The organism is Paraburkholderia graminis C4D1M (assembly GCF_000172415.1).
GTDB lineage: Bacteria > Pseudomonadota > Gammaproteobacteria > Burkholderiales > Burkholderiaceae > Paraburkholderia > Paraburkholderia graminis.
The window spans coordinates 165,961-188,965 of the sequence record NZ_ABLD01000001.1 but is presented as its reverse complement, the minus strand read 5'-3'; the positions used below and the strand labels follow the sequence as shown (position 1 = coordinate 188,965).

Sequence of the window (23,005 nt, the reverse complement as noted above, 5' to 3'; positions counted from 1 at the left end):
TGAAGTATGGCGTGACGAGGTGAACGCGATATTCGACGTCGATATCGAAAAGTCGGTTTCTTCCAGTTTCAATTACGATCTTTCCACTGGCTATATCGGCTCTCTATTGATGGGTTGCGGCACCTGGGCCGGGCAGCAGGAACCGGTCGCCTATGGCGTAAAGCGGTCAGCGCAAATGATCCGCAGGGACGGCCTCGATCATTTTTATCTCTGCCTCGGCATTACTCATTCTCTATCCGGATATGCGGCTCGCACGCCGATCGAAGCAGAGCCGTCGAAAATCTATGTACTCGATCTGGCCCGCGAACTCGATTCGGAAATCGTAGCCGGTGACACGGTTATTCTGACGATCGCCCGCGATCTGCTCGAGCCGCGCATCCGCTCGGCGAATCTGCATGGCGCCGTGCTGCAAGGCCCGATGAGCGCCCTGCTCGGCGACCACATGATTTCGCTGCGGCGCCAGTTGCCGTACCTGTCGCCCGCCGACATGCCCTATATCGAGCAGGCGACACTGGCGATGGTCTCGGCGGCGCTGGCGCCATCGGCACAAACGCTCGCCGATGCCGAAAACGAGATCAACCACGCGCTGCTGGTCCGCGTGCGCCGCTATATCGATGCGAATCTGACGGCCGCGCAGCTTTCTCCGCAGCAGATCTGCCGCGACGTGGGCATTTCGCGCGCTCATCTGTACCGGCTGTTCGCGCGCGAGTCCGGCGTCGCCGCGTATATCCAGCAGCGCAGGCTGGCAAAAATCCGCGAGATACTGGAAAGCCCGAAGGGCCGGAAACAGCGGCTGTCCACGCTGGCGTTCCAGTACAGTTTCAAGAGCGAGTCGCACTTCAGCCGTAGCTTTCGCCAGGCGTTCGGCTGCTCGCCGAGCGACGCCCGCGAGCGGGGCGCAGCGGAACCTGCGCAGCCAGCCGCGTCGCGCCGCGGCGGCCACTCGCCAGGCTCGCTGCGCGACGTGCTGGACAAGCTCGACAAGTGAACATGCACTGAGACGCACAGACAAGTAATAGAGACGCTCAGGCAAAAGCGCGCAACGCGCAACTGCTACTATTTTTCCGCCTGTCTTAGTTATGAAGATACGCGTCAGGAAGACCCAACGCTAACCTCGGCTTGCGTTTCCTGGCGCGAGTTCACAATCAGAACCGGGGATCACAAATGGGGTATCGCCAATTGGCGCCATCGGCCGTCCTGATTCTGGCGGCCTGTGCGCATGATCAGTCGGCGAGTCAGTTCGTGCGCATTTGCGACGACAGTGGATGTGCCGAGCGGCCAAAAAGTCAGATTGCCTTAGACGCTTCGCGCAACGGCCACGATTCGGCCGAAACAGATTCGGACCGGCGCATCGCCGCGCTGGTAAAAGCCGGGGAGACCAACCCGCGTGCAGCTTACGACCTGGGCCTGCGTTATTTTCGCGGCGACGGCGTGCGCCAGGACAGTTATCAGGCGCTCAAATGGATGCGCAAGGCGGCCGAAGGCGGCGACCTGCAAGCACAGAAAGCACTGGGCCGTTTTTATCTGTTCGGTCTCGAAGAGATGGGACCCGATCCTCGTGAGGCCGAGAAGTGGCTGATGATCGCATCGGAACGCGGCGATAAGGAGTCGGGAAAACTACTCGCGCAAGCGCGAGCGGCCAAGCAATCCGATCAGGATTACTACCGGTGGCAGACAGAAGCGCGTGCGCTTTACGGCAACTGGTATGCCGATTACCCCTACCAGGGCTATTGGCAAGGCCGGGGCTGGTACTGGTATTGACACATCTGGAAAAGAACATATCCGCTCGGCCATCTCATTGATATTCCGTCAACTGCATCACGCATCCTCCAAGAACATCAAAACATGAAGCTCAATTCGACATATCGGAGCGCCAAGGGCGTCTTCTCGATCATTTTGATCGGATCTCTAAGCGCCTGCGGGGGCATGGTATCCACTGGCGGACAAAGCGCGGGTGTCTCCGGTGCAGCCGGTGGCTCGACAAGCGCGGGCGCCGACGAAACGCTCGAGCGCTGCAAGGCGCCGCTCGGCACGATTGCAGTCGACGACGGACGCAATGCAGACTGGTTCGGTCCATTCGGCAGCGCGACTCAGGTCACGACGATCGAGCCGCTGCTGCGTCTTGCAGTACAGCAATCGAACTGTTTTGTGATCACGTCGATCGGCAATCAGAAGACCGATGCACGGCTGTCGCGCATCACGGGTTTGCAGCGCAATTCCGGCGAGTACCGCGCCGGATCGAAACAGCAGAAAGGTCAACGGGTCGCGGCAGACTACTACATGGAACCGCAGATCATTATCAACGACTCGGCGATTGGCGGCGTCAGCGGCGTGCTGGGCGGGTTGATCGGCGGCAATGCGTTGGGCAAGATCGCGGGCGGCATGCAGTCGAAGGCGTCGGTGGTCACACTGACGCTCTTCGATGTGCGTTCGGCGCTGCAAATATCGGCAGCCGAAGGCAACTCGACCGCGACCAACTATGGCGCGGCGTTGGCCGGCCTCGGCGGCGGCGCAGGAGGCGGACTGAGCGGATTCTCAAGGACGCCGGAAGGCAAGGCGACGGTCGCGGCGTTCATCGACGCATACAACAAGATGGTCGTCGCGCTCCGTAGCTACAAGGCACAGGACGTCAAGGGCGGCCTGGGAAGAGGCGGACAGTTGCAGGTGAACTGATCGCGTTTTCCGTTCCATGTGCCGCGTTGGCCGCTCCGGTCATCGCGGCTCATGGTTGGTCGTGAATCTGGCTGGTGCATCAATTCGTATCGACACCCAGATCGCCCAGCGGATGCGCTTCCCGCTTCCACGGCGAAGTCAGAAAATGCCTGACCCGCTCGGGCCGCACTTCGGCGAGCGTGGCCGGCGCCCAGCGTCCCTTGCGGTCCTTGTCGATCAACTGCGCGCGCACGCCTTCGCAGAAATCGCCCTCCTCGATCGCGCGTTTGACGATGCCGAGCTCCATCCGGAAGCATTCGGCGAGTGTCATCTGCCGGCCGCGCAACAACGCCTCGCGCGTCACGTAAAGCATGGTCGGCGAGTGCGCGACGAGCGCATCGTAGGTGGATTGCAGCCATTGCTTCACTTCACGCGGCAAGTCGCGTTCGAGATCGTGCCGCAACGTCGCCACGATTCTATCGACGCCCGAACGCCGGTCGAAATGCCGCAGAACCTGCGGCGTCAACTGCGCCAACGCGGCGTGCGGCACGATGTTGCACGGCGGCTCGAACACGCCGCGCAATGCGCTCATCAGATCGCCGTCATGCGGCATGCGCCGCAAGCGCTCTTCGAAAGAAGCGAGCCAGTCGGCCGGCACGCACAGATCGGCGAGTTGCAGCCGCAACGCATCGGCGCCGGACAGGGTCGCGCCGGTCAGGCCGACATACAGTTCCAGTTCCGCGGACATCGCGGCGAGAAAGCGCGTCGCGCCAACGTCGGGCAGAAAGCCGATGCGCGTCTCCGGCATCGCGATCTTGCTGCGCTCGGTGACGATGCGCAGCCGCGCTGCCTGGCCGAGCCCCATGCCGCCGCCCATCGCAATGCCGTCGAGCAGCGCGACGACCGGCTTCGAAAAAGTATGCAGCGCGTAATCGAGCCGGTATTCGTCGATGAAAAATGCGAGCCAGCGGTTGTCGCCGTTCTTCGCGAGCCGGTGCACCTCGCGCACATCGCCGCCCGCACAAAAGCCCTTGTTTCCAGCACCTTTCATCACGAGCGCGACGATGCCGTCGTCGTTGCGGCAATGTTCGACCAGCATCGCAAGCTCGCGAATCATCGCGTGCGATAGCGCATTCAGCGCAGCGGGCCGGTTTAGCGTGATGATCGCGACGCGGTTGACGACGCGAAACAGGATCTCGCGTTCCGGCTCTGCGCCGGCTTCGGATGCGAATTCTGATGCGACGCTTTGCAAGGCGCTCATCGTTGCGTCTCCTCGTTTGCGCGGGCGGCATCTACGCTTTGCATGACCTCCCAGCGCGGCGCGCGTTTTTCGAGGAACGCATTGACGCCTTCGCGCTGATCGGCTCCATCGAACAGATCGACGAAACGTTCGCGCTCCAGCGCGAGCGCAGCCGAACGCGGCACGCCGTTGCGCGCCTGATGAATCAGCGTCTTGCTGAAGCCGACCGCCTGCGGGCTCAGCCCTGCGACGCGCGCCGCCATAATCAGCGCGGCCTCGCGCGCTGCGCCCTTTTCCACGACCTCTTCGACGAGACCGATGCGCAACGCGGTCGCCGCGTCGACGCGTTCGCCGGTGAGAATCATGCGCTTCGCCCAGCCTTCTCCGACGAGCCACGGCAGCGTCTGCGTGCCGCAACCGCAGGGCAGCAAGCCGACCGCGGTCTCGGGCAGCGCCATCACCGCGTGCTGTTCGGCGATACGGATGTCGCAAGCGAGCGCGCATTCGAGCCCGCCGCCCATTGCATAACCGTTGATCGCGGCGATCACCACGGGCCGCGCATTCTGCAACGTTTCGAACGCGGCGCCGAAGCGGGCCGCCGCGACACGCGCCACGTCGCGATTGCCGTCGGCGAAGGTGTTGAGGTCGGCGCCCGCGCTGAAGAACTTCGGCCCCTCGCCAGTGATGACGATTGCACGAACGCGCGCGTCGCCGTTCAGCCGCTCCACCGTCTGCTGCAATTGCAGCAAGCCTTCGGGCGTGAACGCATTCGCGGGCGGGCGCTTGAGGGTGAGTTGTGCGACGGTTCCGTTGTGCGCGTAGTCGAGTTCGATCATTACGCGTCTCCCTTCGTGCTGTCGCTGCCGTTGTCACTCAAGCTCCCTTGACGATAAAGCTTGATGACCACCGAAAAGTCCAGACGTCCCGCGCCTTTTGCGCTCATCGTTTGATAAAGCTGCTGCGCGAGCGCGCCGAGATAGACGGGTTGACGCGCGAATTTGGCCGCATCCGTCGCGAGGCCGAGATCCTTGAGCATGAGATCCGTGCCGAAGCCGCCGCTGTATCCACGCGAGGACGGCGCGCTGTCGATCACGCCCGGCATCGGGTTATACGTGTCCGAACTCCAGCAGCGCCCCGTCGACGTATTGACGATGCCGGCAAGCACCTTCACGTCGATGCCGAGCGCTTCGCCGAGCGACATGGCCTCGGCCACGCCCGCCATCGTGACGCCGAGCACGAGGTTGTTGCAGATCTTCGCGACCTGGCCCGTGCCCGTGTCGCCGCAATGCACGATGTTTTTGCCCATCGCCGACAATACCGGCTTCACCGCTTCATACGCGCTCGCGCTGCCGCCGACCATGAAGGTCAGCGTGCCCGCGGCCGCGCCGCCGGTGCCGCCGGACACGGGTGCATCGACGAACGTGTTGCCGTGCTGCCGCGCGAGTTCCGCGAACGCTTTCACGCTGGCGGGATCGATCGTGCTCGAATCGACGATGGTCACGCCTTTCGGAACGCCGGCCAAGACACCGTCTTCTGCCGTGAGCACACTCCGCACATGCGCCGCCGCGGGCAGCATCGTGATCACGCATTCAACGTCGGCGACCGCCGCTTTCGGCGAAGCGGCCGCCTTAGCACCCGCATCGACAAGCGCCTGCACGGCTTGTGCGTTCAGATCGAAAACGTTGACCGCATGGCCCGCCTTCAAGAGGTTGTGCGCCATCGGCGCGCCCATGTTGCCGAGTCCGATAAAGCCTATTTTCATGATGCCGTCTCCCTGTTTGCGGCTCGCTCAGCGCAGGCTGATCGTGGTGTTCACGCCGTCGTTGATCGTGTCGTCGTCAAACCAGCGCGCGGTGACGGTCTTCGTTTGCGTATAGAACTGCACGACCTGTTTGCCGTACGGACCCAGATCGCCGAGCTTGGAACCGCGCGAACCCGTGAAGCTGAAGAACGGCACGGGCACCGGAATCGGAATGTTGATGCCGACCTGGCCGACGTCGATTTCGCTCTGGAATTTGCGCGCCGCCGCGCCACTTTGCGTGAACAGTCCGACGCCGTTACCAAACGGATTGCGGTTGACGAGCGCGATCGCGTCGTCGAGCGTCGCCGCGTTCAGCACCAGCAGCACCGGCCCGAAAATCTCCGTGCGATAGATTTCCATCTCCGTGCTGACGTCGCTGAAAATCGTGGGGCCGATGAAATTGCCCTGCTCGTAGCCAGGCACTTTCACGTCGCGGCCGTCGAGCGCGAGCGTCGCGCCTTCCTTCACGCCCGCTTCGATCAGCCCGAGAATGCGCTGCTTCGCGGCGCGCGACACTACCGGACCGACATCGGTGTTCGGCTCGTGGCCCGCGTTGACCTTGAGCGTCTTCGCCCTGGCGACGATGTCCGGCAGCCATTGCTGCGCCGCGCCCACCAGCACGACCACCGAGGTCGCCATGCAACGCTGCCCCGCCGCGCCGAAGCCCGCACCCGCGAGCGCATTCAACGTTTGCTCGCGATTCGCGTCGGGCAGCACGACGGCGTGGTTTTTTGCGCCCATCATCGACTGCACGCGTTTGCCGTGCTCGCTGCCGAGGCGATACACGTGCGTGCCGACCGCCGTCGAGCCGACAAACGAAATCGCCTTCACGAGTTCATGTGTGCAGAGCGCGTCGACCACGTCCTTGCCGCCGTGCACGACGTTCAGCACGCCCTTGGGCACGCCTGCCTCCAACGCGAGTTCGACCAGTTGCATCGTCGATAACGGGTCCTGCTCCGAAGGCTTCAGCACGAACGTATTGCCGCAGACGATCGCCATCGGGAACATCCATAGCGGGATCATCGCGGGGAAGTTGAACGGCGTGATGCCCGCGCATACGCCGAGCGGCTGGCGCAGCGTGTAAGTGTCCACGCCGCCCGCGACGTTTTCCGCGAATTCGCCCTGCTGCAAGGTGCCGATCGAACACGCATGCTCGACGACTTCGAGTCCGCGAAAGACGTCGCCTTCGGCGTCGGCAATCGTCTTGCCCTGCTCGGCGCTCAGTGTCTTTGCAATGCGCGGCAGATGCTCGCGAATCAACGCCTGGTACTTCAGCATGATGCGCATGCGCGCGCCGATCGGCGTGTTCTTCCATGTGCTGAACGCGGCATGCGCCGAGCGGATCGCTTCGTTGACTTCGTCGGCGGTCGCAAACGGCACGCGCGCCAGCACCTGTTGCGTCGCCGGATTGACGATGTCGCGCCATTCGGTGGTTGTCGATTCGACGAATTCGCCGTTGATCAGCAGCTTGACGGTATCCGGGGCAATTGCGCTCATGCTGGAAACTCCTATGCGGTGAATCGGTGGTGGCTCTGTGGTGTGCGTCGTGGCTCAGTGGCCGACGCACAGTAAGTACGATCGAATAAAACCGCTTGACGACGTCTAGCGCAGATCGGGGAAATCTTCTTCCCAGTACTCGTCGGGCAAGCGTGCCGGCTCGGCTTGCCGCTCCATTTCACGGCGCCGCAACTCGACGCGGCGGATCTTTCCGGAGATGGTTTTCGGCAGCTCGCTGAATTGCAGACGGCGAATCCGCTTATACGGTGCGAGCTTTTCGCGCGAGAATGCGAACACGGCGCGCGCGAGTTCGGGGCCGGCTTCGTAGCCCTGGCGCACGGTGACGAAAGCCTTCGGCACCGACAGGCGCAGCGCGTCGGCGCTCGGCACGACCGCCGCCTCGCCGATGGCCTCGTGCTCGATCAACACGCTTTCGAGTTCGAACGGACTGAGCCGGTAATCGGACGATTTGAAAACGTCGTCGGCGCGCCCCACGTACACGTAGTAGCCGTCATCGCGTCGCAGTGCGACATCTGACGTGCGGTAGAAACCGTTGCGCATGGCCTCGGCGGTCGCCTTCGCGTTGTTCGCGTAGCCGGTCATCAGACCGAGCGGACGGTCCTTGCCATCGGCGCCGATCGGCAATGCGATTTCGCCTTCGGTGACAGGGTGATCGTCGGCGTCGATCAGTTCGATCCGGTAGCCCGGCAACGGACGTCCCATCGAACCCGCGACAACCGGTTGGCCCGGCGAATTGCCGATCTGGCAAGTAGTCTCGGTTTGCCCAAAACCGTCGCGTATCGTGATGCCCCATGCGTGCTTCACGCGCTCGATAATCTCCGGATTGAGCGGCTCGCCCGCGCCGACAATCTCGCGCAGCTTCACCGGATAATCCGCGAGCGGCTCCTGCACGAGCATGCGCCAGACGGTCGGCGGCGCGCACACGGTGCTCACGTTGAAACGCACCAGCACGTTCAGCGTGTCTTTCGGCACGAAGCGCGCGAAGTTGAAAACGAACACACAGGCCTGCGCATTCCACGGCGCAAAGAAGCAGCTCCACGCGTGTTTGGCCCAGCCCGGCGAGCTGATATTCCAATGGATGTCGTTCGGTTGCAGGCCGATCCAGTACATCGTCGACAGATGGCCAACCGGATAGCTCTGATGCGTATGCTCGACGAGCTTGGGCTTCGACGTGGTGCCGGACGTGAAGTAAAGCAGCAGCGGATCGGTGGCGCGCGTGACGCCTTGCGGCGTGAATTGCGGCGACGCGTCATACGCGGCCGCAAGATCGATCCAGCCGTCGCGCGGCGTGCCGACGGATAGACGCGTCAACGGCACATCGAGCGAATCGAATTTGGACAGCTCCGCGCTGTCCACCACGACGAAGTTCGCGCCGCCTATCTGCACGCGGTCGCGCACGTCGTCGGCGGAAAGCTGCGTGGTGGCGGGCAGCACGATCGCGCCGAGCTTCATTGCGGCGAGCATCACGTCCCACAGTTCGACGCGGTTCGGCAGCATCAGCAGCACGCGGTCGCCGCGTTGCACGCCCACGCCGCGCAGAAAGTTGGCCATGCGCGCGGAGCGCTCCGACATTTGCGCGTACGACAAACGCAGGCCCTCGCCTGCCGGATCGTCGACGATCCACAACGCCGGGTTGTCGTTATCGCGCGCGATGACGTCGAAGTAGTCGAGCGCCCAGTTGAACTCGTCCAGCACCGGCCACGCGAACTCGCGGTATGCGCGCTCATAGTCGGTTCGATGGCGCAATAACAGATCGCGTGCGTCGACAAATGCTTTCGCTGCAGTCATGGTCGTCTCCTGATGGGCGCGGTATCGGTCCGCGTTTGCTCGGGTTTAGTTTTATCCGCAAGCTATTTTGCGCTCAAACTCGGCTCGCGCAGCGTTCAAACGTGACGCGCGATCACCATGCGCTGCACTTCGCTGGTTCCTTCGTAAATCTGCGTGATGCGGGCGTCGCGGTAATGGCGCTCCACCGCGTAGTCCTCGAGATAACCGTAGCCGCCGTGAATCTGGATCGCGTTCGAGCAGATCTGCTCGGCCATTTCCGACGCGAACAGTTTCGCCTGCGATGCCTCCGACAAACACGGCTCGCCCGCCGAGCGCAGCCGCGCTGCGTGATGCACGAGCAGGCGCGCGGCGTTCAGGCGCGTGGCCATGTCGGCGAGCATGTTGGCGATGGTCTGATGATCCTTCAGCGCCTTGCCGAACTGCATGCGCTCGCTGGCATAGGCGCGCGCGGCATCGAACGCGGCGCGCGCGATGCCCACGGCTTGCGCCGCGATGCCGATGCGTCCGCCCTCCAGGTTCGACAGCGCGATACGCAGGCCTTCGCCCGGTTCGCCGAGCAGATTCGCTTCGGGCACCGCGCAGTCGTCGAGCGAAATCGGGCAAGTGTCGGATGCGCGAATGCCGAGCTTGTGTTCGGGCTTGCCGACGTTGAAGCCCGGCGTATCGGTCGGCACGATAAACGCGGACAGGCCGCGCTTGCCGCGATCCGGGTCCGTGACCGCAAACACGATGGCGATGTCGGCGCGCGCACCGTTCGTCACGAACTGCTTGCTGCCGCTGAGTATCCACTTGCCGTCGCGCAGCACCGCACGCGTGCGCAGATTGTTCGCCTCGGAGCCCGCCTGCGGCTCGGTCAGACAGAATGCGCCGATGCGCCGTCCGGTCGCGAGGTCCTGCAAATAGCGGTCTTTCTGCGCGTCGCTGCCGAAGTTCAGAATCGGTCCGCAGCCGACGGAGTTATGCACGCTCATCAGCGTCGCACACGCGGCGCAGCCCGCGGCGATTTCTTCGAGCGCGAGCGCGTAGGCCACGTAGTCGGTGTATGAGCCGCCCCACTGCGGCGGCACGATCATGCCGAGAAAGCCAAGCTCGCCCATTTGTCTCACGACGTCCGCGGGCAGTTGCGCGTCGCGATCCCATTGAGCGGCGTTCGGCGCGAGGCGCTCGGTGGCGAAGTCGCGTGCCGCGTCGCGGATCATGCGTTGTTCTTCGGTGTAGAAACTGTCCATGAGCGTGAGTCCTGTGCTTGCGTTCGAAGCAAGTGTAGGCAAGCCGGCCGCCGGCTTCGATGCTCAGCGCGATCATTATGTGTGAGCGCATTTGCCATACTGATACCATGCAGTGCGGCAACGGCAGCGTTTTTGCCGCATTAAAGCTTCTCTGATAAGCAAAACGTTGAGCGCGATTGCCACTTCAACTACCCTGCCGAACCATCGCCGATGAAAACCGAAAAAGGCACCATCTCCGTTGCGCTGGTCAACGAAACACTCGCGCTCGCGGCGGCCCGCGGTGTGGATGCGCTGCAGCTCGCGGAAGCCGCCGGCATCGCCGCGCCGATGCTGGCGTCGCCGAAAAGCCGCGTGTCGTCGGCGCAATACGGCGCGTTGTGGGTCGGCATCGCACGCGCGCTCGACGATGAATTTTTCGGTCAGGACTCGCATCGCATGAAATTCGGCAGCTTCATCGCGATGACGCAGACGGCGCTCACGGCGCGCAACGGTGCGCAGGCGCTGTCGCGCGCAATCGGTTTCATGCGGCTCGTGCTGGACGATCTCGGCGCGCGCGTCGAGACCGACGCGGAGCGCGTGCGTCTCACGTTCGTCGAACGCGAGGGAACCCGGCCGCCCGCGATGTTTGCGTACGCGACGTATTTCATCGTCGTTTATGGGCTGTTGTGCTGGCTGGTCGGACGCCGCATTCCGCTGATCGAAGCGCGCTTTCGCTGCGCCGAGCCGCCCGCCGCGCATGAATACCGGCTGATGTTTTGCGACGACATGGCGTTCGATCAACCGGAGTCTTACGTGGACCTCTCGCCGGCGTTTCTCGAACTGCCGGTGATTCAAACGGCGAACTCGGCCAAGCCGTTTCTGCGCGACGCGCCGGCGAGCTTCGTCGTCAAATACCGCAATCCGGGTTCGCTGGCCGCGCGCGTGCGCAAAACGCTGCGCGCATTGCCGATGGCGAGCTGGCCCGCCGCCGACCAGATGGCCGCGCGCCTGAACGTCGCCGAGGCGACCATGCGGCGCCGTCTGAAGCAGGAAGGCCATACGTATCAGTCGATCAAGGACGACCTGCGGCGCGACATTGCGATTGGCGAGCTGCAGCAGTCCCGCCGCACGATTGCGGACATCGCGGCGTCGGTGGGCTTTGCGGAGCCGAGCGCGTTTCATCGCGCGTTCCGCAAATGGACCGGCATGCGGCCCACCGACTATCGTCCGGCGCGCGCGGACCTCACGCGGCGCGCGGAATCGGACTAAGCTGTAAGAAGCAGGCCAGTCTTCCTGGAGGGTCGGCCCGCGCCGGTCCGTCTTCGTATCCGTCGACGGCACGCGGCGCCCGTTAGCCATGAGCACGTCTTCACGTCGCCCGTTCCGGCAGTCTGGCGCGCGCCGGCCGTTTATCCGCGGCGGTGTCGCGCGCCGGTTCCTGCGCGGCATGACCGCGTTCGGGATGCTTTTGACGTTCGCGGTTGGGGGTCTGTTTGGGCCTGGGTTCGTACCTGGCTTCGCGTCGGGCGAAGATGCGGCTGTGGCCCAGGCTGCGCCCGTCAGTGGACAGAACGCCGCTGCGCAAGCGCTCAACAGCGTGGTCGTGATTCCCGTCAGCGGCGCGATCGGACCTGCGAGCGCCGACTTCATCGTGCGCAGTCTGCAGCGCGCCGCCGACAGTCACGCGCAACTCGCGGTGCTGCAACTGGACACGCCGGGCGGGCTCGATACGTCGATGCGGCAGATCATCAAGGCGATCCTCGGCTCGCCGGTGCCGGTCGCGACGTTCATCGCCCCGAGCGGCGCGCGAGCCGCGAGCGCGGGGACCTACATCGTCTACGCGAGCCATATTGCGGCGATGGCGCCGGGCACCAACCTCGGCGCGGCCACGCCGATCCAGATGGGCATCGGCGGCACGGAGCCTCCGGGAGACGGCACGCCGCGCCTGCCGGGCACGGGCGATCGCGCGCCGCAAGCGCCGGCGCCGGGCGGTTCTGCTAGCGGCGTTGGTGCCGCCAGCAGCGCAAGCGGCGCGAGCGCCACGACAAGCCCGGCATCAACCCGCTCCCCCACCACACTCCCGCTCGACACCCAATCGACGGAACTGCGCAAGCAGGTTCACGACGCCGCCGCCTATATCCGCGGCCTCGCGCAAATGCGCGGGCGCAACGCCGACTGGGCCGAGCGCGCGGTGCGCGAGGCGGTGAGCCTCACCGCCGCCGACGCGCTCGCGCAGCACGTCGTCGACCTCAACGCGCGCGACGTGCCCGATCTGCTGCGTCAGCTCGACGGCCGCACCGTCGCAACGAGCGCGGGCAACGTCAAGCTCGCGACGGCGCATGCGCCCGTCGTCACGCTCGAAGCCGACTGGCGCAGCCACTTCCTCGCGGTCATCACCGATCCGAACGTCGCGCTGATGCTGCTGATGCTCGGCATGTACGGCCTCTTCTTCGAATTCGCGAACCCCGGTTTCGTGCTGCCCGGCGTGGTCGGCGCGATCAGTCTGCTTATCGGGCTGTTCGCCATGCAGATGCTGCCGGTCAACTACGTCGGCCTCGGCCTGATCTTTCTCGGCATCGCGTTTCTGATCGGCGAGGCGTTTCTGCCGACCTTCGGTTCGCTCGGCTTCGGCGGCATTGTCGCGTTCGTGATCGGCGCGTTGATGCTGATCGACACGGACGTGCCCGGCTACGGCATCCCGCTGCCGATGATCGCCGCCGTCACCGTATTCAGCGTGCTGTTCGTGCTGGGCGTATCGCAGCTCGCGCTGCGGGCGCGGCGCAGGCCGGTGGTGACGGGTTCCGAAGGGCTGATCGGCAGCGTCGGCGTGGTGCTCGAAGGCGGTCTCGTGGCCGCCTCAGACGCGGCCGCAGACCCAGGCGCGGCACACAGCAACCTGGCCGGCTGGGCGCGGATCAACGGCGAGCGCTGGCAGGTGTCGAGCGCGGTTCCGCTCGCGGCCGGCGACGCGGTTCGCGTGACCGCGCGCCAGGGGCTGACGCTCACGGTGGAGCCCGTCGCCGCCGCGCAGGCGCTCCAACAACAGCAAGCACAGCAACAACAGCAACAACAACACCCCTCTCTCGGAGGAAAAACCTCATGATCGGTTTCACATTCGGCTTCAGCAGCATTCTGATTCTGCTCATCGCCGCGCTGATTGCGTCGTCGATAAAGATCTTTCGCGAGTACGAACGCGGCGTCGTGTTCATGCTCGGGCGCTTCTGGAAGGTCAAGGGGCCTGGGCTCGTGCTGATTATTCCGGTCGTGCAGCAGGTGGTGCGCATCGACCTGCGCACGGTCGTGTTCGACGTGCCGCCGCAGGACGTGATCACGCGCGACAACGTTTCGGTCAAGGTCAACGCGGTGGTGTACTTTCGCGTGGTCGATCCGGAGAAGGCCGTGATCCAGGTGGCGCGCTATTTCGAGGCGACCAGCCAGCTATCGCAGACCACGCTGCGCGCGGTGCTCGGCAAGCATGAACTCGATGAACTGCTCGCCGATCGCGAACAGCTCAACGCCGACATCCAGAAAGTGCTCGATGCGCAGACCGATGCGTGGGGCATCAAGGTCGCCATCGTCGAGATCAAGCATGTGGACATCAACGAAACGATGATCCGCGCGATTGCCCGTCAGGCCGAAGCCGAGCGCGAACGTCGCGCGAAGGTGATTCATGCGGAAGGCGAATTGCAGGCGTCGCAGCAATTGCTGCAGGCCGCGCAGACGCTCGCGCGCGAGCCGCAAGCCATGCAGTTGCGCTACCTGCAAACGCTGACGACGATTGCCGCCGACAAGAACTCGACCATCGTGTTTCCGCTGCCGGTCGATATGCTGAACGCCGTGGTGGACCGTCTGACGAAGCCACGCGAGCCGTAAGCCGCGCGCACCGTTGCCTGGCGACATCGTAAATTCGCTTGCGGCTGCGCCCCACGCGCTGGCAAGGTATCATCTCGCCCCTACGACGAGAGACCCGCCATATGGATTCCATAAAACGCTATTTCGGCCTCGACGCCGCCGGCACCAATCTGCGCACCGAAGTGCTGGCCGGCCTGACCACTTTTCTGACGATGGCCTACATCATCTTCGTGAACCCGGCGATTCTGGGCGACGCGGGGATGCCGAAAGACGCCGTGTTCGTCGCGACCTGCCTCGTCGCCGCGCTGGCCTCGCTGATCATGGGTCTGTATGCGAACTACCCGATCGCGCTTGCGCCGGGCATGGGCCTGAACGCGTACTTCGCGTACACGGTCGTCAAGGGCATGGGCTTTACGTGGCAAGCCGCGCTCGGCGCGGTGTTCATCTCCGGGTGCCTGTTTCTCGTCGTTACGCTGTTTCGCGTGCGCGAGGTCATTGTCACCGGCATTCCGCACTCGATACGCATTGCCATCACCGGCGGCATCGGCCTCTTTCTCGCGATCATTTCGCTGAAGACGGCGGGCGTCGTGGTCGGCAATCCGGCCACGCTCGTCACGCTCGGCGATCTGCATAACCCGCATGTGGTGCTCGCGATCATCGGCTTTTTCGCGATCGTCACGCTCGACTATCTGCGCGTGCGCGGCGCGATCCTGATCGGCATTGTCGGCGTGACCGTATTGAGCTTTTTCTTCGGCGGCAATCAGTTCCACGGCATCGTGTCCGCGCCGCCGTCGATTTCGCCGACGCTGTTCCAGCTCGACATTCGCGGCGCGCTGTCCACCGGCGTGCTGAACGTGATCCTGGTGTTCTTCCTCGTTGAACTGTTCGATGCAACGGGCACGCTGATGGGCGTGGCCAATCGCGCGGGTCTGCTGGTGGAAGGCAAGATGCATCGGCTGAACCGCGCGCTGCTTGCGGACAGCACCGCCATTCTGGCGGGCTCGATGCTCGGCACGTCGTCGACGACCGCGTATATCGAAAGCGCGTCGGGCGTGCAGGCAGGCGGGCGCACCGGCGTGACGGCGGTCACGGTGGCCGTGCTGTTCCTTGCCGCGCTGTTCTTCGCGCCGCTCGCGGGCGTGGTGCCCGGCTACGCGACGGCGCCGGCGCTGCTCTACGTGTCGTGCCTGATGCTGCGCGAAATGCTCGACCTGCCGTGGGACGACGCAACCGAAGTCGTGCCGGCCGCGCTAACCGCTCTGCTGATGCCGTTCACTTACTCGATCGCGAATGGCGTCGCGTTCGGCTTCATCTCGTATGCGGGACTGAAGTTGCTGACCGGCCGCGCGCGCCAGGTGAAGCTCGTCGTGTGGATCATCGCGGCGATCTTCCTGTTCCGCTATTTCTACCTCGGCAGCGAGTAAGTTCTTGCGAACCGCGGCGTGCCGATGCGCTCAGGCACGCCAGTTCGCTTCATAAAAGCGCACATAGCCGCTGCGCAGCACGACGCATTGCGCGCTCGTCTCAGAGAGCAGACGACGCGTGGCGGCTTCGATGCGCTCGCGGTGCGTGTCGAACGCGCCGACCATGTCTTCCAGACGCGGCGACGCGGCGCCGAAATGATCTTCGAGCGCTTCCGCGGTGATCATGCACTCCACCCTCTGCCCATCGACCAGCGCCGGAAACGCCAGGGTGAGTTCGCGACCTGAATACTCAGGATTTTCATTCGGGAAAAGGATCTGCATGGGAGTCACCTGGAAGTTAGGCGCCGCGCATGATTCGCATGGGTAATGCGCACGCCGGTTACATCTGATCGCGCCCCGGGCTGCCTCCTCCTTGTCCAATGCCGGCGACGCGGGCTCGTCATCCGTCGCATGCGGAAACGCGCCATTCGCGCGTCGCGAGGATGATTTGATTCACTTTAGACGAGTTCCTGCGCGGCGCAAGTTTTCCTTTCCGCCGCTTGATCCAGGTGCGAAGTTGCCCGCGAATTGCGCACGCGATTGCGCACGAAGCGTGCATGGCGCTTGCGTGCCTACCGACCCGCGCCGGGTGTTTTCCCTGCGACGCGCGCGGCTTCGGCTCCTGTAATATCGGTATTCGCCCGCAAGCGCGCATGCTGCGCTGCGGCATCGAACGGCGGGCAACGCACCCGCCGCATCCGAATACCGGAGACATGCCTTGAGCCATCGCCCCGCCACGCCGTCCCGCATCGGTCGGCCCGATGTCATCGCGCAAGCTCATGCGCGCTCGCTCGAACTCGGGCTGCGCGCGTCGGAAATGCCGGATTTTCAGCCGCTGCGCCGGCCTGCGCTGCGCGAACTGGTTGAGTGCAATCAGTCGCTGTATACGCATGCGCTGCCCGTCATGGAAACGCTGCATGCGCAGATCGTCGACACGCAAAGCATGGTGCTGCTCACCGACAGCCAGGGCGTGATCCTCCATAGTCTCGGCGACAGCGACTTCGTCGCGAAAGCGAATCGCGTCGCGCTGTGTCCGGGCGTGTCATGGGCCGAGGCCGACCGCGGCACGAATGCAATCGGCACGGCGCTCGTCGACGGACAGCCGACCGTGGTTCACGCCGACGAACACTTCCTGCACGCGAACCGCATTCTCACCTGCTCGTGCGCGCCCATCGCCGATCCGTTCGGGCGCACCATCGGCGCACTCGACGTGAGCGGCGACACGCGCGGCTTTCACAAGCACACGCTGGCGCTCGTCAGAATGTCGGCGCAGATGATCGAAAATCATCTGTTCTCCAATCAATTCGCCGATGCGTTGCGCGTGCACTTTCACGCGCGCGCCGAATTCATCGGCACGCTGTTTGAGGGACTCGCCGCGTTCGCCGCCGACGGCACATTCCTGTCGGCCAACCGCAGTGCGCTGTTCCAGTTCGGACAAGCGCTCCCCGCGTTGCAGGTGCAGCCGTTCGAGGCGCTGTTCGGCGCCGCGTTCGCCGACGTGTTGCAGCGGATCGCGCGCGCGCCGGGCGACAATATCGTGCTGACGTTGCCGAGCGGCGTGCGCGTCGTCGCGCGCGGCGAGTATTCGGCGCAGCGTTATGTCGCGCCGGCAGCGGATGTTGTCGGCACGGCGCGTGGCTTGACAACGCATGGCGCGCGTCACGCGGCGCGGATTGTGGAATCGCCGTCCAATGTCACGCCAGCCACACTTGAAACACTCGACACCGGCGACGCGCAAATGTCCGCGATTCTGCGGCGCGTCGGCAAGGTGCGCGGTCGCGACATTCCGATCCTGATCCTCGGCAAAACGGGCACCGGCAAGGAATGGCTCGCGCGCGCGATCCATCACGATTCGCCGCGGCGCACGGCGCCGTTCGTCGCGTTGAACTGCGCGTCGCTGCCCGACAGCCTGATCGAAGCCGAACTGTTCGGCTATGAAGACGGCGCGTTCACCGGCGCAAAAAAACGCGGCAGTGTCGGCAAGATCGTGCAGGCCGACGGCGGCACGCTGTTCCTCGATGAAATCGGCGATATGCCGCTCGCGCAGCAGGTGCGGCTCATGCGCGTGCTGCAGGAGCGCAGCGTGGTGCCGCTCGGCGGCACGCGCGCCATTCCGGTCGACCTGCGGATCGTCTGCGCGACGCACCGCAATCTGCGCGCGATGATCGAGGAAGGCATCTTCCGCGAGGACTTGTACTACCGCATCAACGGACTCGTTGTGACGTTGCCGGCGCTGCGCGAGCGCACGGATCTGGAAGCGCTCATCGCGCGTGTGCTGGAACTTCAGTGCGAGGGCGACGGCGTGCCGCGCCGCGTTTCGCCGCAAGTGCTCGAGCGCTTCATGCAATGCCGCTGGCCCGGCAATCTGCGGCAACTGGCGAACGTGCTGCGCACCGCGAGCATCATGGCCGAAGGCGCGGATCAAATCGAACTCGACGATCTGCCGGAAGACTTCCTGCATGATTGCGCCGATGCCGCGGCGAACGACGACTCGCGCTCGTCTCTGCGAACCTGCGACGACGCGATGGACAGCAATCCAGGTAGCAGTCAGACGCCCGCGCCGTCGCGCATGGAAGACTGGCAGGCCACGTTGATCGCGCAGACGCTTGCGCGGTTGGACGGCAATGTGTCGGCGGCGGCACGCGAACTGGGACTCGCGCGCAATACGGTGTACCGCTATTTGCGGCGGGCCGGCACGACTCATTGAAGCGTCGATACAGCGACGGCCGCCAGGAAAGACCGCGCGACCGTGTAAAGTGTGACGAGCACAGTCACACATTCACACGATGTCCGATTCACACCGCCCACCTGTCGTGCGCGTCGAGCCGCTTGGCCGCAGCTTCGAAGCGCCCGATTCGCTCACCATTCTGGAAGCCGCCGGCTTCGCCGATCTGCGCTTGCCGCGTTCATGCCGCAACGGCACGTGTCGTACGTGCATCTGCAAAATGACGGCGGGACGCGTTCGCTACACGATCGAATGGCCAGGTCTTAGCCGCGAGGAAAAGCAGGAAGGTTATATCCTGCCGTGCGTCGCGATTGCCGAAACCGATGTGGTGATAGAAGCGCCGGACGCTGTGGAACTGCAGTCGTCGTCGTCGCGTTGAGAAGCGAGGCTTATCCCCTCAATCGATCCTGGCGAAGCGCGGCATCGTCGCGCCTTCATGCTCGATCTGCTCGAAAAACACCGACGCCGGACGTGTCCAGATCGTGCCGTTGCTCGCCTTGTAGACGATCATCGTGACAGTCGGATCGGACTCGAGCGTCGCCTCGCATATCAGTTCGTAGAGGCCGCCTTTGTAATGGCGGTAGCGCGTGGTTTCAGCCATCGAATTCTCCCTGGGTTGGACAGTGCGGCGATTCAACCGCCTTCCTTCATCTGCTTGAGGATTTTGTAGACGGTTGCGCGGCCCATCGTCAGCACGGCGGCCACATAGTTCGCCGAACTGCGGCCGCGAAACGCGCCTTGCGCATGCAGCGCCTCGACGATTTCGCGCTTGTGTTCGCGCGTGAGCGCGTTGATGCCGATCTGCCGCTCGCGCAGCCACGTATGCAGATACGTGTTGATGCGGTCCTGCCAGTCGTCGCGGAACAGGTCTTCGGCGGGTGCGTCGGTCAAATTGCCGCCGCGGATGAACAGGTCGAGCGTGGAACGCACGTCTTCGAACACCGCGATATTGAAGTTGATGCACAGCATGCCGGCCGGCTTGCCGTTGTCGTCGAACAGAATGTTGCTCACGCAGCGCATGCGCCGGCCGTCCCAGTTCAGCTTCTCGTACGGTCCGATGGTGCGCCCGCGCGCCGCGTAGTGCACTTCGTCGAGCACCGAGGGACCGCCCACTTCGAGCTTCGACAGATTGTTCACCAAGTACGCGATGGTCTGGTCGCGCAGATCGTGGATCACGACTTCGGCGCACGGATAGAAGAGCGCCGCGATGCCGTCGGCGATGGGAGCGTAGCGCTCGAGCAGCAGGTCTTTCACGGGGGTCGCGGTTGTCTGGCGCATTGGATGACGATGTGACGGTGTTCGGGGGCGCGTGCTGCCTCGCGCGGCAACTCGCCATTGTAGCGACCGGCCGGCCCCTCTGTTCGTGGATGGAACTTTTTACTATCCAATCAGACGTATTTAGTGCATCATATTGGAATAGTTGTATTCCGCATTCGCAGCCTGGCTGTCTCATACCGCATCTGCGCAACACCCCCGACTGTTCGACCGCCGCCCGTCGGCGATCCCGTCACTCCGGCAATGCGCCGCCAGCATTAGCCGTCGCGAGTTGTGTAGCTGAGTTGTTCAGCTGAGTTTCAGCTTTCACCCGCCTGGTGTCCGCGCGACATCAGCGTGTTTCTTCTCCATCGAATCCGCGAATTTACGCGGCGCGCTCAAGCCCTCGCTATCGGGCCTGCGCTAACTTTTTCAATGGCGGCGCGCCTTTCCGGTGCTGCGCTGCCCGGCCTGCGGTGCCGCGCGTAACACGCGTGACATGCCGGCCACGTATTACAGGACATCTATGCTAATGAACTCGGCAGTCAAGACGTACAAAGGTTATGAGATTCACCCGCTCGTCTATCCGCGCCGCCCCACCGACGGCCAGACGAGCCGCAATCCGGACGCGGGCTACGACGCGTCGGTGCGCATTTGCCGCGTGGGCGCGAATCCGGCCGCCGAGGGCCGCGTGTTCCGCCTCCAGTATCTGTTTCCGTTCGACGGCACCGGCAAGGCGCGCATCGCGTGCATGGCTCACGCCGAGCAACTGATCGACGGCCGCGTGGACGGCCAGTCGGTCGCCGATCTTTGAGCGGTCACGGCGGCGCATAAGCCGTTGCCGCACGGCGGGCCTGCCGCCCGCTTGCAACCGTATCTGATGCAGCGCCGCCCGCAAGGCGTCGCGCAAACCCTTATCCCATCGACCAGGAGTTATGCATGGCGAAAGAAGAACTGCTTGAACTTGACGGTATCGTCGACGAAGTACTTCCGGACAGCCGTTACCGCGTGACGCTCGACAACGGCGTCGTGGTTGGCGCTTACGCGTCCGGACGCATGCGCAAGAACCACATTCGTATTCTCGCGGGTGACCGCGTGACGCTGGAACTGTCGGTCTACGACCTGACCAAAGGCCGGATCAACTTCCGTCACAAAGACGAGCGTGCAGGCGGCGGCGCCGCGCGCAGCAATTCGCAATTCCGTCGCCGTTAAGGCGAGCGGCACGCGCCGGCGGTTTTTTGCGCGTGCCTGCGTGGGCCTCTGCCTTGCGGCCCTAGAGTAACGTTGTACGCGAAGCCATTGGCGCGCCTTCTCGAGTTCGGCCCGGTTCGAACCTGAGCGGCGCGCAGCGGCGGCGCTTTTTAGGCGTTTTTTAACGGCGCGTTTTTCGCCGCGTTTTTCAGCCGATTTTTTGTCGCGACGCTCGTCGCGATGTCTTCCGAGCCGTTGCCTGTTGCCTTGCGATTCTTGTCGCGGGTTCTGTTCGTCTCGCCTTCTTAAGAATTCTCAAGAATCGCCCGCTGTGCGCCGCTTCGGTGCATTCGCGACGCATGCCCTTTCCCGGTGCGCCACTCGTCACGAAAAAGCTCGGCCTCAGTGCGTAATCCCTTCGTACACAAGGCTCCGCGGCCACTGGCATCCAAGTTGCTTTAACGATGTTCAGCCGTCGATTGCCACTACCCCATGCTGCGTGTCCTCCTCGTCACCGATACCGATAAGCCGATAGGCGACCTACGTGACGCGCTCGCCAGGCTCGGTTACGAGATGCTGGCCAGCACCGCGACGCCGCACGCGCTGCACAGCGCGGTTCAGAGCGAGCGGCCGGACGTCATCATCATCGATACCGATTCGCCGTCGCGCGACACGCTCGAACAGCTCGCCGTGATGAACGCCACCGCGCCGCGTCCGGTGCTGATGTTCAGCCACGACTCGAACCAGCAGTTGATCCGCGATGCCGTCGGCGCGGGTGTGACCGCGTATCTCGTCGAAGGGCTCGAAACCGAACGGCTCGCGCCGATTCTCGAGGTCGCGCTCGCGCGCTTCGCACAGGAATCGCAACTGCGCGAACGCCTCGCCCAGGTCGAAAACGAACTCGCGGAGCGCAAGCTGATCGACCGCGCCAAACGCCTGCTGATGGATCAGCAGAAAATCACCGAGCACGCCGCCTACGCCACGCTGCGCAAACGCGCGATGAACCAGGGTGTGAAGCTCGCCGAGGTCGCGCGCGCGGTCGTCGCGGCGGCTGAATCGCACAAGTGAAGCATGCCCATGAACTCCGTTAGCTCACTCGTATCCTCGTCGGCTTCGTTGTCGGCTTCGTCGCTCGCTTCGTCGTCGGCTTCGTCGTCGGCTTCGTCGTCCACATCCGGCCAGCTCGAGAAAACGCACCTGCGCCTCGGCTTCGTCGCGCTGTCCGACGCCGCCCCGCTCGTCGCCGCCAAGCTGCTCGAATTCGGCCACGCGCATGGCCTCACGCTCGAACTGTCGCGCCAGCCGTCATGGGCCGCCGTGCGCGACAAGCTGCTGTCCGGCGATCTCGACGCGGCGCATACGCTCTACGGCCTCGTCTACGGCGTGCAACTCGGGCTCGGGGGTCCGCAAACGGACATGGCCGTGCTGATGGTGCTCAACCGCAACGGCCAGGCGGTCACCTTGTCGAACCGTCTCGCCGATGCGCTCGCCGCGCACGGCACGTTGCCGAAGGCGCTCGCCGCGCTCGGCCGCAAGCCGGTGTTCGCGCAGACCTTCCCGACCGGCACGCACGCGATGTGGCTGCATTACTGGCTCGCCGCGCAAGGCGTGCATCCGCTGCGCGACGTGGAAAGCGTGGTGATTCCGCCGCCGCAGATGGTCGCCGCGCTCGCCGAAGACGGGCTCGACGGCCTGTGCGTGGGCGAGCCGTGGAATGCGATGGCCGAAGCGCAAGGCGTCGGCAGAACGGTCGCTTATACGAGCGAAGTGTGGCCCGACCATCCCGAGAAAGTGCTCGCGTGCCGGCGCGATTTCGTCGACGAAAATCCGAACACGGCGCGCGCGCTCGTGCGGACCATGCTCGAAGCGTGCCGCTGGCTCGACGGCCCAGGACATCGCCACGAGATCGCGCGCTGGCTCGCGCGGCCGGAATTTATCGGCATCGACGAAGCATTGATCGCCGCGCGTTTCGGCGACGCGATTCCCGCGTCGGTGCCGCACGGTTTACCGGTGCGTTTCTTCGACGATGGCGCGGTGAACTATCCGCAGCCATTCGAGGGCGCCTGGTTTCTGACGCAATTCGAGCGCTGGGGAATGATCGACGCACGCGCCGATTACGCGCAAATCGCCGAGCGCATCAATCAGACGCAGTTGTATCGCGAGGCGGCCGCGCACGTGAAAGTCGCGGTGCCGGCGCAAGAAACCACGCAACGGTTCATGGACGGCGCCACATGGAATAGCACGACGCCGGCCACGGGTTTCGCACGCAGTTTTCCGATTCACAGATAACGCATCGATAACCCACGGGCAACG

The 23,005-nt window shown here is 64.1% G+C and carries 22 protein-coding genes; 13 read left to right on the top strand and 9 right to left on the bottom strand.

Translation table 11 applies throughout. The annotated features are described in order from the left end of the window. The first annotated feature begins 19 nt into the window (after positions 1 to 19). The 3 genes from BGRAMDRAFT_RS00895 to BGRAMDRAFT_RS00885 all read left to right on the top strand — a co-directional run bounded on the left by BGRAMDRAFT_RS00895 (position 20) and on the right by BGRAMDRAFT_RS00885 (position 2,673). Positions 20 to 988, top strand: a complete 969-nt coding sequence (locus BGRAMDRAFT_RS00895; protein WP_232292198.1) for a helix-turn-helix domain-containing protein — start codon at positions 20 to 22, stop codon at positions 986 to 988. A 176-nt stretch (positions 989 to 1,164) separates the two neighbouring features. Then, positions 1,165 to 1,761: a tetratricopeptide repeat protein gene (locus tag BGRAMDRAFT_RS00890; protein ID WP_006046730.1), complete on the top strand. Its 597-nt coding sequence runs from the start codon at positions 1,165 to 1,167 to the stop codon at positions 1,759 to 1,761. Positions 1,762 to 1,845: 84 nt separating this feature from the next. Beyond that, entirely contained in the window at positions 1,846 to 2,673 is an 828-nt protein-coding gene (locus tag BGRAMDRAFT_RS00885) for a hypothetical protein (protein ID WP_006046729.1), read from the top strand. 79 nt (positions 2,674 to 2,752) lie between these two features. Here BGRAMDRAFT_RS00885 and BGRAMDRAFT_RS00880 read toward each other — a convergent pair whose 3' ends face one another. The 6 genes from BGRAMDRAFT_RS00880 to BGRAMDRAFT_RS00855 form a co-directional block, all read right to left on the bottom strand. Then, positions 2,753 to 3,913 (bottom strand): enoyl-CoA hydratase/isomerase family protein, encoded by a 1,161-nt coding sequence (locus tag BGRAMDRAFT_RS00880; protein ID WP_006046728.1) that lies wholly within the window; start codon positions 3,911 to 3,913, stop codon positions 2,753 to 2,755. Continuing rightward, positions 3,910 to 4,728, bottom strand: coding sequence for an enoyl-CoA hydratase (locus tag BGRAMDRAFT_RS00875; protein ID WP_006046727.1), 819 nt, complete (start codon positions 4,726 to 4,728; stop codon positions 3,910 to 3,912). The genes BGRAMDRAFT_RS00880 and BGRAMDRAFT_RS00875 overlap by 4 nt, the downstream gene beginning before the upstream one ends. After that, positions 4,728 to 5,654 (bottom strand): 3-hydroxyisobutyrate dehydrogenase, encoded by a 927-nt coding sequence (gene mmsB / locus BGRAMDRAFT_RS00870; protein WP_006046726.1) that lies wholly within the window; start codon positions 5,652 to 5,654, stop codon positions 4,728 to 4,730. Before mmsB ends, BGRAMDRAFT_RS00875 begins: the two co-directional genes overlap by 1 nt. A 27-nt stretch (positions 5,655 to 5,681) precedes the next feature. Then, positions 5,682 to 7,190, bottom strand: a complete 1,509-nt coding sequence (locus BGRAMDRAFT_RS00865) for a CoA-acylating methylmalonate-semialdehyde dehydrogenase (protein WP_006046725.1) — start codon at positions 7,188 to 7,190, stop codon at positions 5,682 to 5,684. Between the two features lie 105 nt (positions 7,191 to 7,295). After that, complete coding sequence (locus BGRAMDRAFT_RS00860; protein ID WP_006046724.1) at positions 7,296 to 8,999, bottom strand: AMP-binding protein; 1,704 nt, start codon at positions 8,997 to 8,999, stop codon at positions 7,296 to 7,298. Positions 9,000 to 9,094: 95 nt separating this feature from the next. After that, on the bottom strand, positions 9,095 to 10,228 hold the full coding sequence (locus BGRAMDRAFT_RS00855) for an acyl-CoA dehydrogenase family protein (RefSeq protein ID WP_006046723.1): 1,134 nt from the start codon (positions 10,226 to 10,228) through the stop codon (positions 9,095 to 9,097). A gap of 210 nt (positions 10,229 to 10,438) precedes the next feature. Here BGRAMDRAFT_RS00855 and BGRAMDRAFT_RS00850 point away from each other — a divergent pair, with 210 nt between their 5' ends. From BGRAMDRAFT_RS00850 to BGRAMDRAFT_RS00835, 4 genes are all read left to right on the top strand, one after another. Further along, positions 10,439 to 11,476, top strand: coding sequence for an AraC family transcriptional regulator (locus BGRAMDRAFT_RS00850; protein WP_006046722.1), 1,038 nt, complete (start codon positions 10,439 to 10,441; stop codon positions 11,474 to 11,476). 88 nt (positions 11,477 to 11,564) lie between these two features. Beyond that, positions 11,565 to 13,310 carry an NfeD family protein gene (locus BGRAMDRAFT_RS00845; protein ID WP_044020030.1) on the top strand — a complete coding sequence of 582 codons (1,746 nt, stop codon included), beginning with the start codon at positions 11,565 to 11,567 and terminating at the stop codon, positions 13,308 to 13,310. Next, positions 13,307 to 14,080, top strand: coding sequence for a slipin family protein (locus BGRAMDRAFT_RS00840; protein WP_006046720.1), 774 nt, complete (start codon positions 13,307 to 13,309; stop codon positions 14,078 to 14,080). Before BGRAMDRAFT_RS00845 ends, BGRAMDRAFT_RS00840 begins: the two co-directional genes overlap by 4 nt. Before the next feature lie 101 nt (positions 14,081 to 14,181). Then, positions 14,182 to 15,483 (top strand): NCS2 family permease, encoded by a 1,302-nt coding sequence (locus BGRAMDRAFT_RS00835; protein ID WP_006046719.1) that lies wholly within the window; start codon positions 14,182 to 14,184, stop codon positions 15,481 to 15,483. A 30-nt stretch (positions 15,484 to 15,513) separates the two neighbouring features. Here the strand turns inward: BGRAMDRAFT_RS00835 and BGRAMDRAFT_RS00830 are convergent, their stop codons facing one another. Then, on the bottom strand, positions 15,514 to 15,804 hold the full coding sequence (locus BGRAMDRAFT_RS00830; RefSeq protein WP_006046718.1) for a DUF1488 family protein: 291 nt from the start codon (positions 15,802 to 15,804) through the stop codon (positions 15,514 to 15,516). Positions 15,805 to 16,240: 436 nt separating this feature from the next. Between BGRAMDRAFT_RS00830 and BGRAMDRAFT_RS00825 the strand changes: the two genes are divergently transcribed. Both BGRAMDRAFT_RS00825 and BGRAMDRAFT_RS00820 read left to right on the top strand, forming a co-directional pair. Further along, positions 16,241 to 18,229: a sigma-54-dependent Fis family transcriptional regulator gene (locus tag BGRAMDRAFT_RS00825; RefSeq protein WP_006046717.1), complete on the top strand. Its 1,989-nt coding sequence runs from the start codon at positions 16,241 to 16,243 to the stop codon at positions 18,227 to 18,229. 79 nt (positions 18,230 to 18,308) lie between these two features. Beyond that, the gene (locus BGRAMDRAFT_RS00820) at positions 18,309 to 18,626 is read left to right on the top strand and encodes a 2Fe-2S iron-sulfur cluster-binding protein (RefSeq protein WP_006046716.1); all 318 of its coding nucleotides are present in this window, start codon (positions 18,309 to 18,311) and stop codon (positions 18,624 to 18,626) included. 18 nt (positions 18,627 to 18,644) lie between these two features. Here the strand turns inward: BGRAMDRAFT_RS00820 and BGRAMDRAFT_RS00815 are convergent, their stop codons facing one another. Together BGRAMDRAFT_RS00815 and BGRAMDRAFT_RS00810 are read right to left on the bottom strand one after the other, a co-directional pair. Continuing rightward, positions 18,645 to 18,848: a DUF1653 domain-containing protein gene (locus BGRAMDRAFT_RS00815; protein ID WP_006046715.1), complete on the bottom strand. Its 204-nt coding sequence runs from the start codon at positions 18,846 to 18,848 to the stop codon at positions 18,645 to 18,647. Between the two features lie 32 nt (positions 18,849 to 18,880). Beyond that, on the bottom strand, positions 18,881 to 19,525 hold the full coding sequence (locus BGRAMDRAFT_RS00810) for a helix-turn-helix transcriptional regulator (protein WP_006046714.1): 645 nt from the start codon (positions 19,523 to 19,525) through the stop codon (positions 18,881 to 18,883). A 508-nt stretch (positions 19,526 to 20,033) separates the two neighbouring features. Between BGRAMDRAFT_RS00810 and BGRAMDRAFT_RS00805 the strand changes: the two genes are divergently transcribed. The 4 genes from BGRAMDRAFT_RS00805 (at position 20,034) to BGRAMDRAFT_RS00790 (ending at position 22,981) form a co-directional block, all read left to right on the top strand. Continuing rightward, positions 20,034 to 20,315, top strand: coding sequence for a hypothetical protein (locus tag BGRAMDRAFT_RS00805; RefSeq protein WP_029965846.1), 282 nt, complete (start codon positions 20,034 to 20,036; stop codon positions 20,313 to 20,315). A gap of 125 nt (positions 20,316 to 20,440) precedes the next feature. After that, positions 20,441 to 20,713 (top strand): translation initiation factor IF-1, encoded by a 273-nt coding sequence (gene infA / locus BGRAMDRAFT_RS00800; RefSeq protein WP_006046712.1) that lies wholly within the window; start codon positions 20,441 to 20,443, stop codon positions 20,711 to 20,713. Positions 20,714 to 21,184: 471 nt separating this feature from the next. Further along, positions 21,185 to 21,760 (top strand): ANTAR domain-containing response regulator, encoded by a 576-nt coding sequence (locus tag BGRAMDRAFT_RS00795; RefSeq protein ID WP_006046711.1) that lies wholly within the window; start codon positions 21,185 to 21,187, stop codon positions 21,758 to 21,760. 9 nt (positions 21,761 to 21,769) lie between these two features. Next, the gene (locus BGRAMDRAFT_RS00790) at positions 21,770 to 22,981 is read left to right on the top strand and encodes a CmpA/NrtA family ABC transporter substrate-binding protein (protein ID WP_232292197.1); all 1,212 of its coding nucleotides are present in this window, start codon (positions 21,770 to 21,772) and stop codon (positions 22,979 to 22,981) included. Positions 22,982 to 23,005 lie beyond the last annotated feature (24 nt).

Bases quoted from the DNA above. Each gene is read 5' to 3' on its own strand.
- BGRAMDRAFT_RS00855 (WP_006046723.1), bottom strand. From the start codon at position 10,228: ATGGACAGTTTCTACACCGAAGAACAACGCATGATCCGCGACGCGGCA.
- BGRAMDRAFT_RS00860 (WP_006046724.1), bottom strand. From the start codon at position 8,999: ATGACTGCAGCGAAAGCATTTGTCGACGCACGCGATCTGTTATTGCGC.
- BGRAMDRAFT_RS00885 (WP_006046729.1), top strand. From the start codon at position 1,846: ATGAAGCTCAATTCGACATATCGGAGCGCCAAGGGCGTCTTCTCGATC.
- BGRAMDRAFT_RS00805 (WP_029965846.1), top strand. From the start codon at position 20,034: ATGAACTCGGCAGTCAAGACGTACAAAGGTTATGAGATTCACCCGCTC.
- BGRAMDRAFT_RS00890 (WP_006046730.1), top strand. From the start codon at position 1,165: ATGGGGTATCGCCAATTGGCGCCATCGGCCGTCCTGATTCTGGCGGCC.
- BGRAMDRAFT_RS00850 (WP_006046722.1), top strand. From the start codon at position 10,439: ATGAAAACCGAAAAAGGCACCATCTCCGTTGCGCTGGTCAACGAAACA.
- BGRAMDRAFT_RS00880 (WP_006046728.1), bottom strand. From the start codon at position 3,913: ATGAGCGCCTTGCAAAGCGTCGCATCAGAATTCGCATCCGAAGCCGGC.
- infA (WP_006046712.1), top strand. From the start codon at position 20,441: ATGGCGAAAGAAGAACTGCTTGAACTTGACGGTATCGTCGACGAAGTA.
- BGRAMDRAFT_RS00865 (WP_006046725.1), bottom strand. From the start codon at position 7,190: ATGAGCGCAATTGCCCCGGATACCGTCAAGCTGCTGATCAACGGCGAA.
- BGRAMDRAFT_RS00875 (WP_006046727.1), bottom strand. From the start codon at position 4,728: ATGATCGAACTCGACTACGCGCACAACGGAACCGTCGCACAACTCACC.
- BGRAMDRAFT_RS00795 (WP_006046711.1), top strand. From the start codon at position 21,185: ATGCTGCGTGTCCTCCTCGTCACCGATACCGATAAGCCGATAGGCGAC.
- mmsB (WP_006046726.1), bottom strand. From the start codon at position 5,654: ATGAAAATAGGCTTTATCGGACTCGGCAACATGGGCGCGCCGATGGCG.
- BGRAMDRAFT_RS00830 (WP_006046718.1), bottom strand. From the start codon at position 15,804: ATGCAGATCCTTTTCCCGAATGAAAATCCTGAGTATTCAGGTCGCGAA.
- BGRAMDRAFT_RS00840 (WP_006046720.1), top strand. From the start codon at position 13,307: ATGATCGGTTTCACATTCGGCTTCAGCAGCATTCTGATTCTGCTCATC.
- BGRAMDRAFT_RS00790 (WP_232292197.1), top strand. From the start codon at position 21,770: ATGAACTCCGTTAGCTCACTCGTATCCTCGTCGGCTTCGTTGTCGGCT.
- BGRAMDRAFT_RS00820 (WP_006046716.1), top strand. From the start codon at position 18,309: ATGTCCGATTCACACCGCCCACCTGTCGTGCGCGTCGAGCCGCTTGGC.
- BGRAMDRAFT_RS00845 (WP_044020030.1), top strand. From the start codon at position 11,565: ATGAGCACGTCTTCACGTCGCCCGTTCCGGCAGTCTGGCGCGCGCCGG.
- BGRAMDRAFT_RS00810 (WP_006046714.1), bottom strand. From the start codon at position 19,525: ATGCGCCAGACAACCGCGACCCCCGTGAAAGACCTGCTGCTCGAGCGC.
- BGRAMDRAFT_RS00815 (WP_006046715.1), bottom strand. From the start codon at position 18,848: ATGGCTGAAACCACGCGCTACCGCCATTACAAAGGCGGCCTCTACGAA.
- BGRAMDRAFT_RS00835 (WP_006046719.1), top strand. From the start codon at position 14,182: ATGGATTCCATAAAACGCTATTTCGGCCTCGACGCCGCCGGCACCAAT.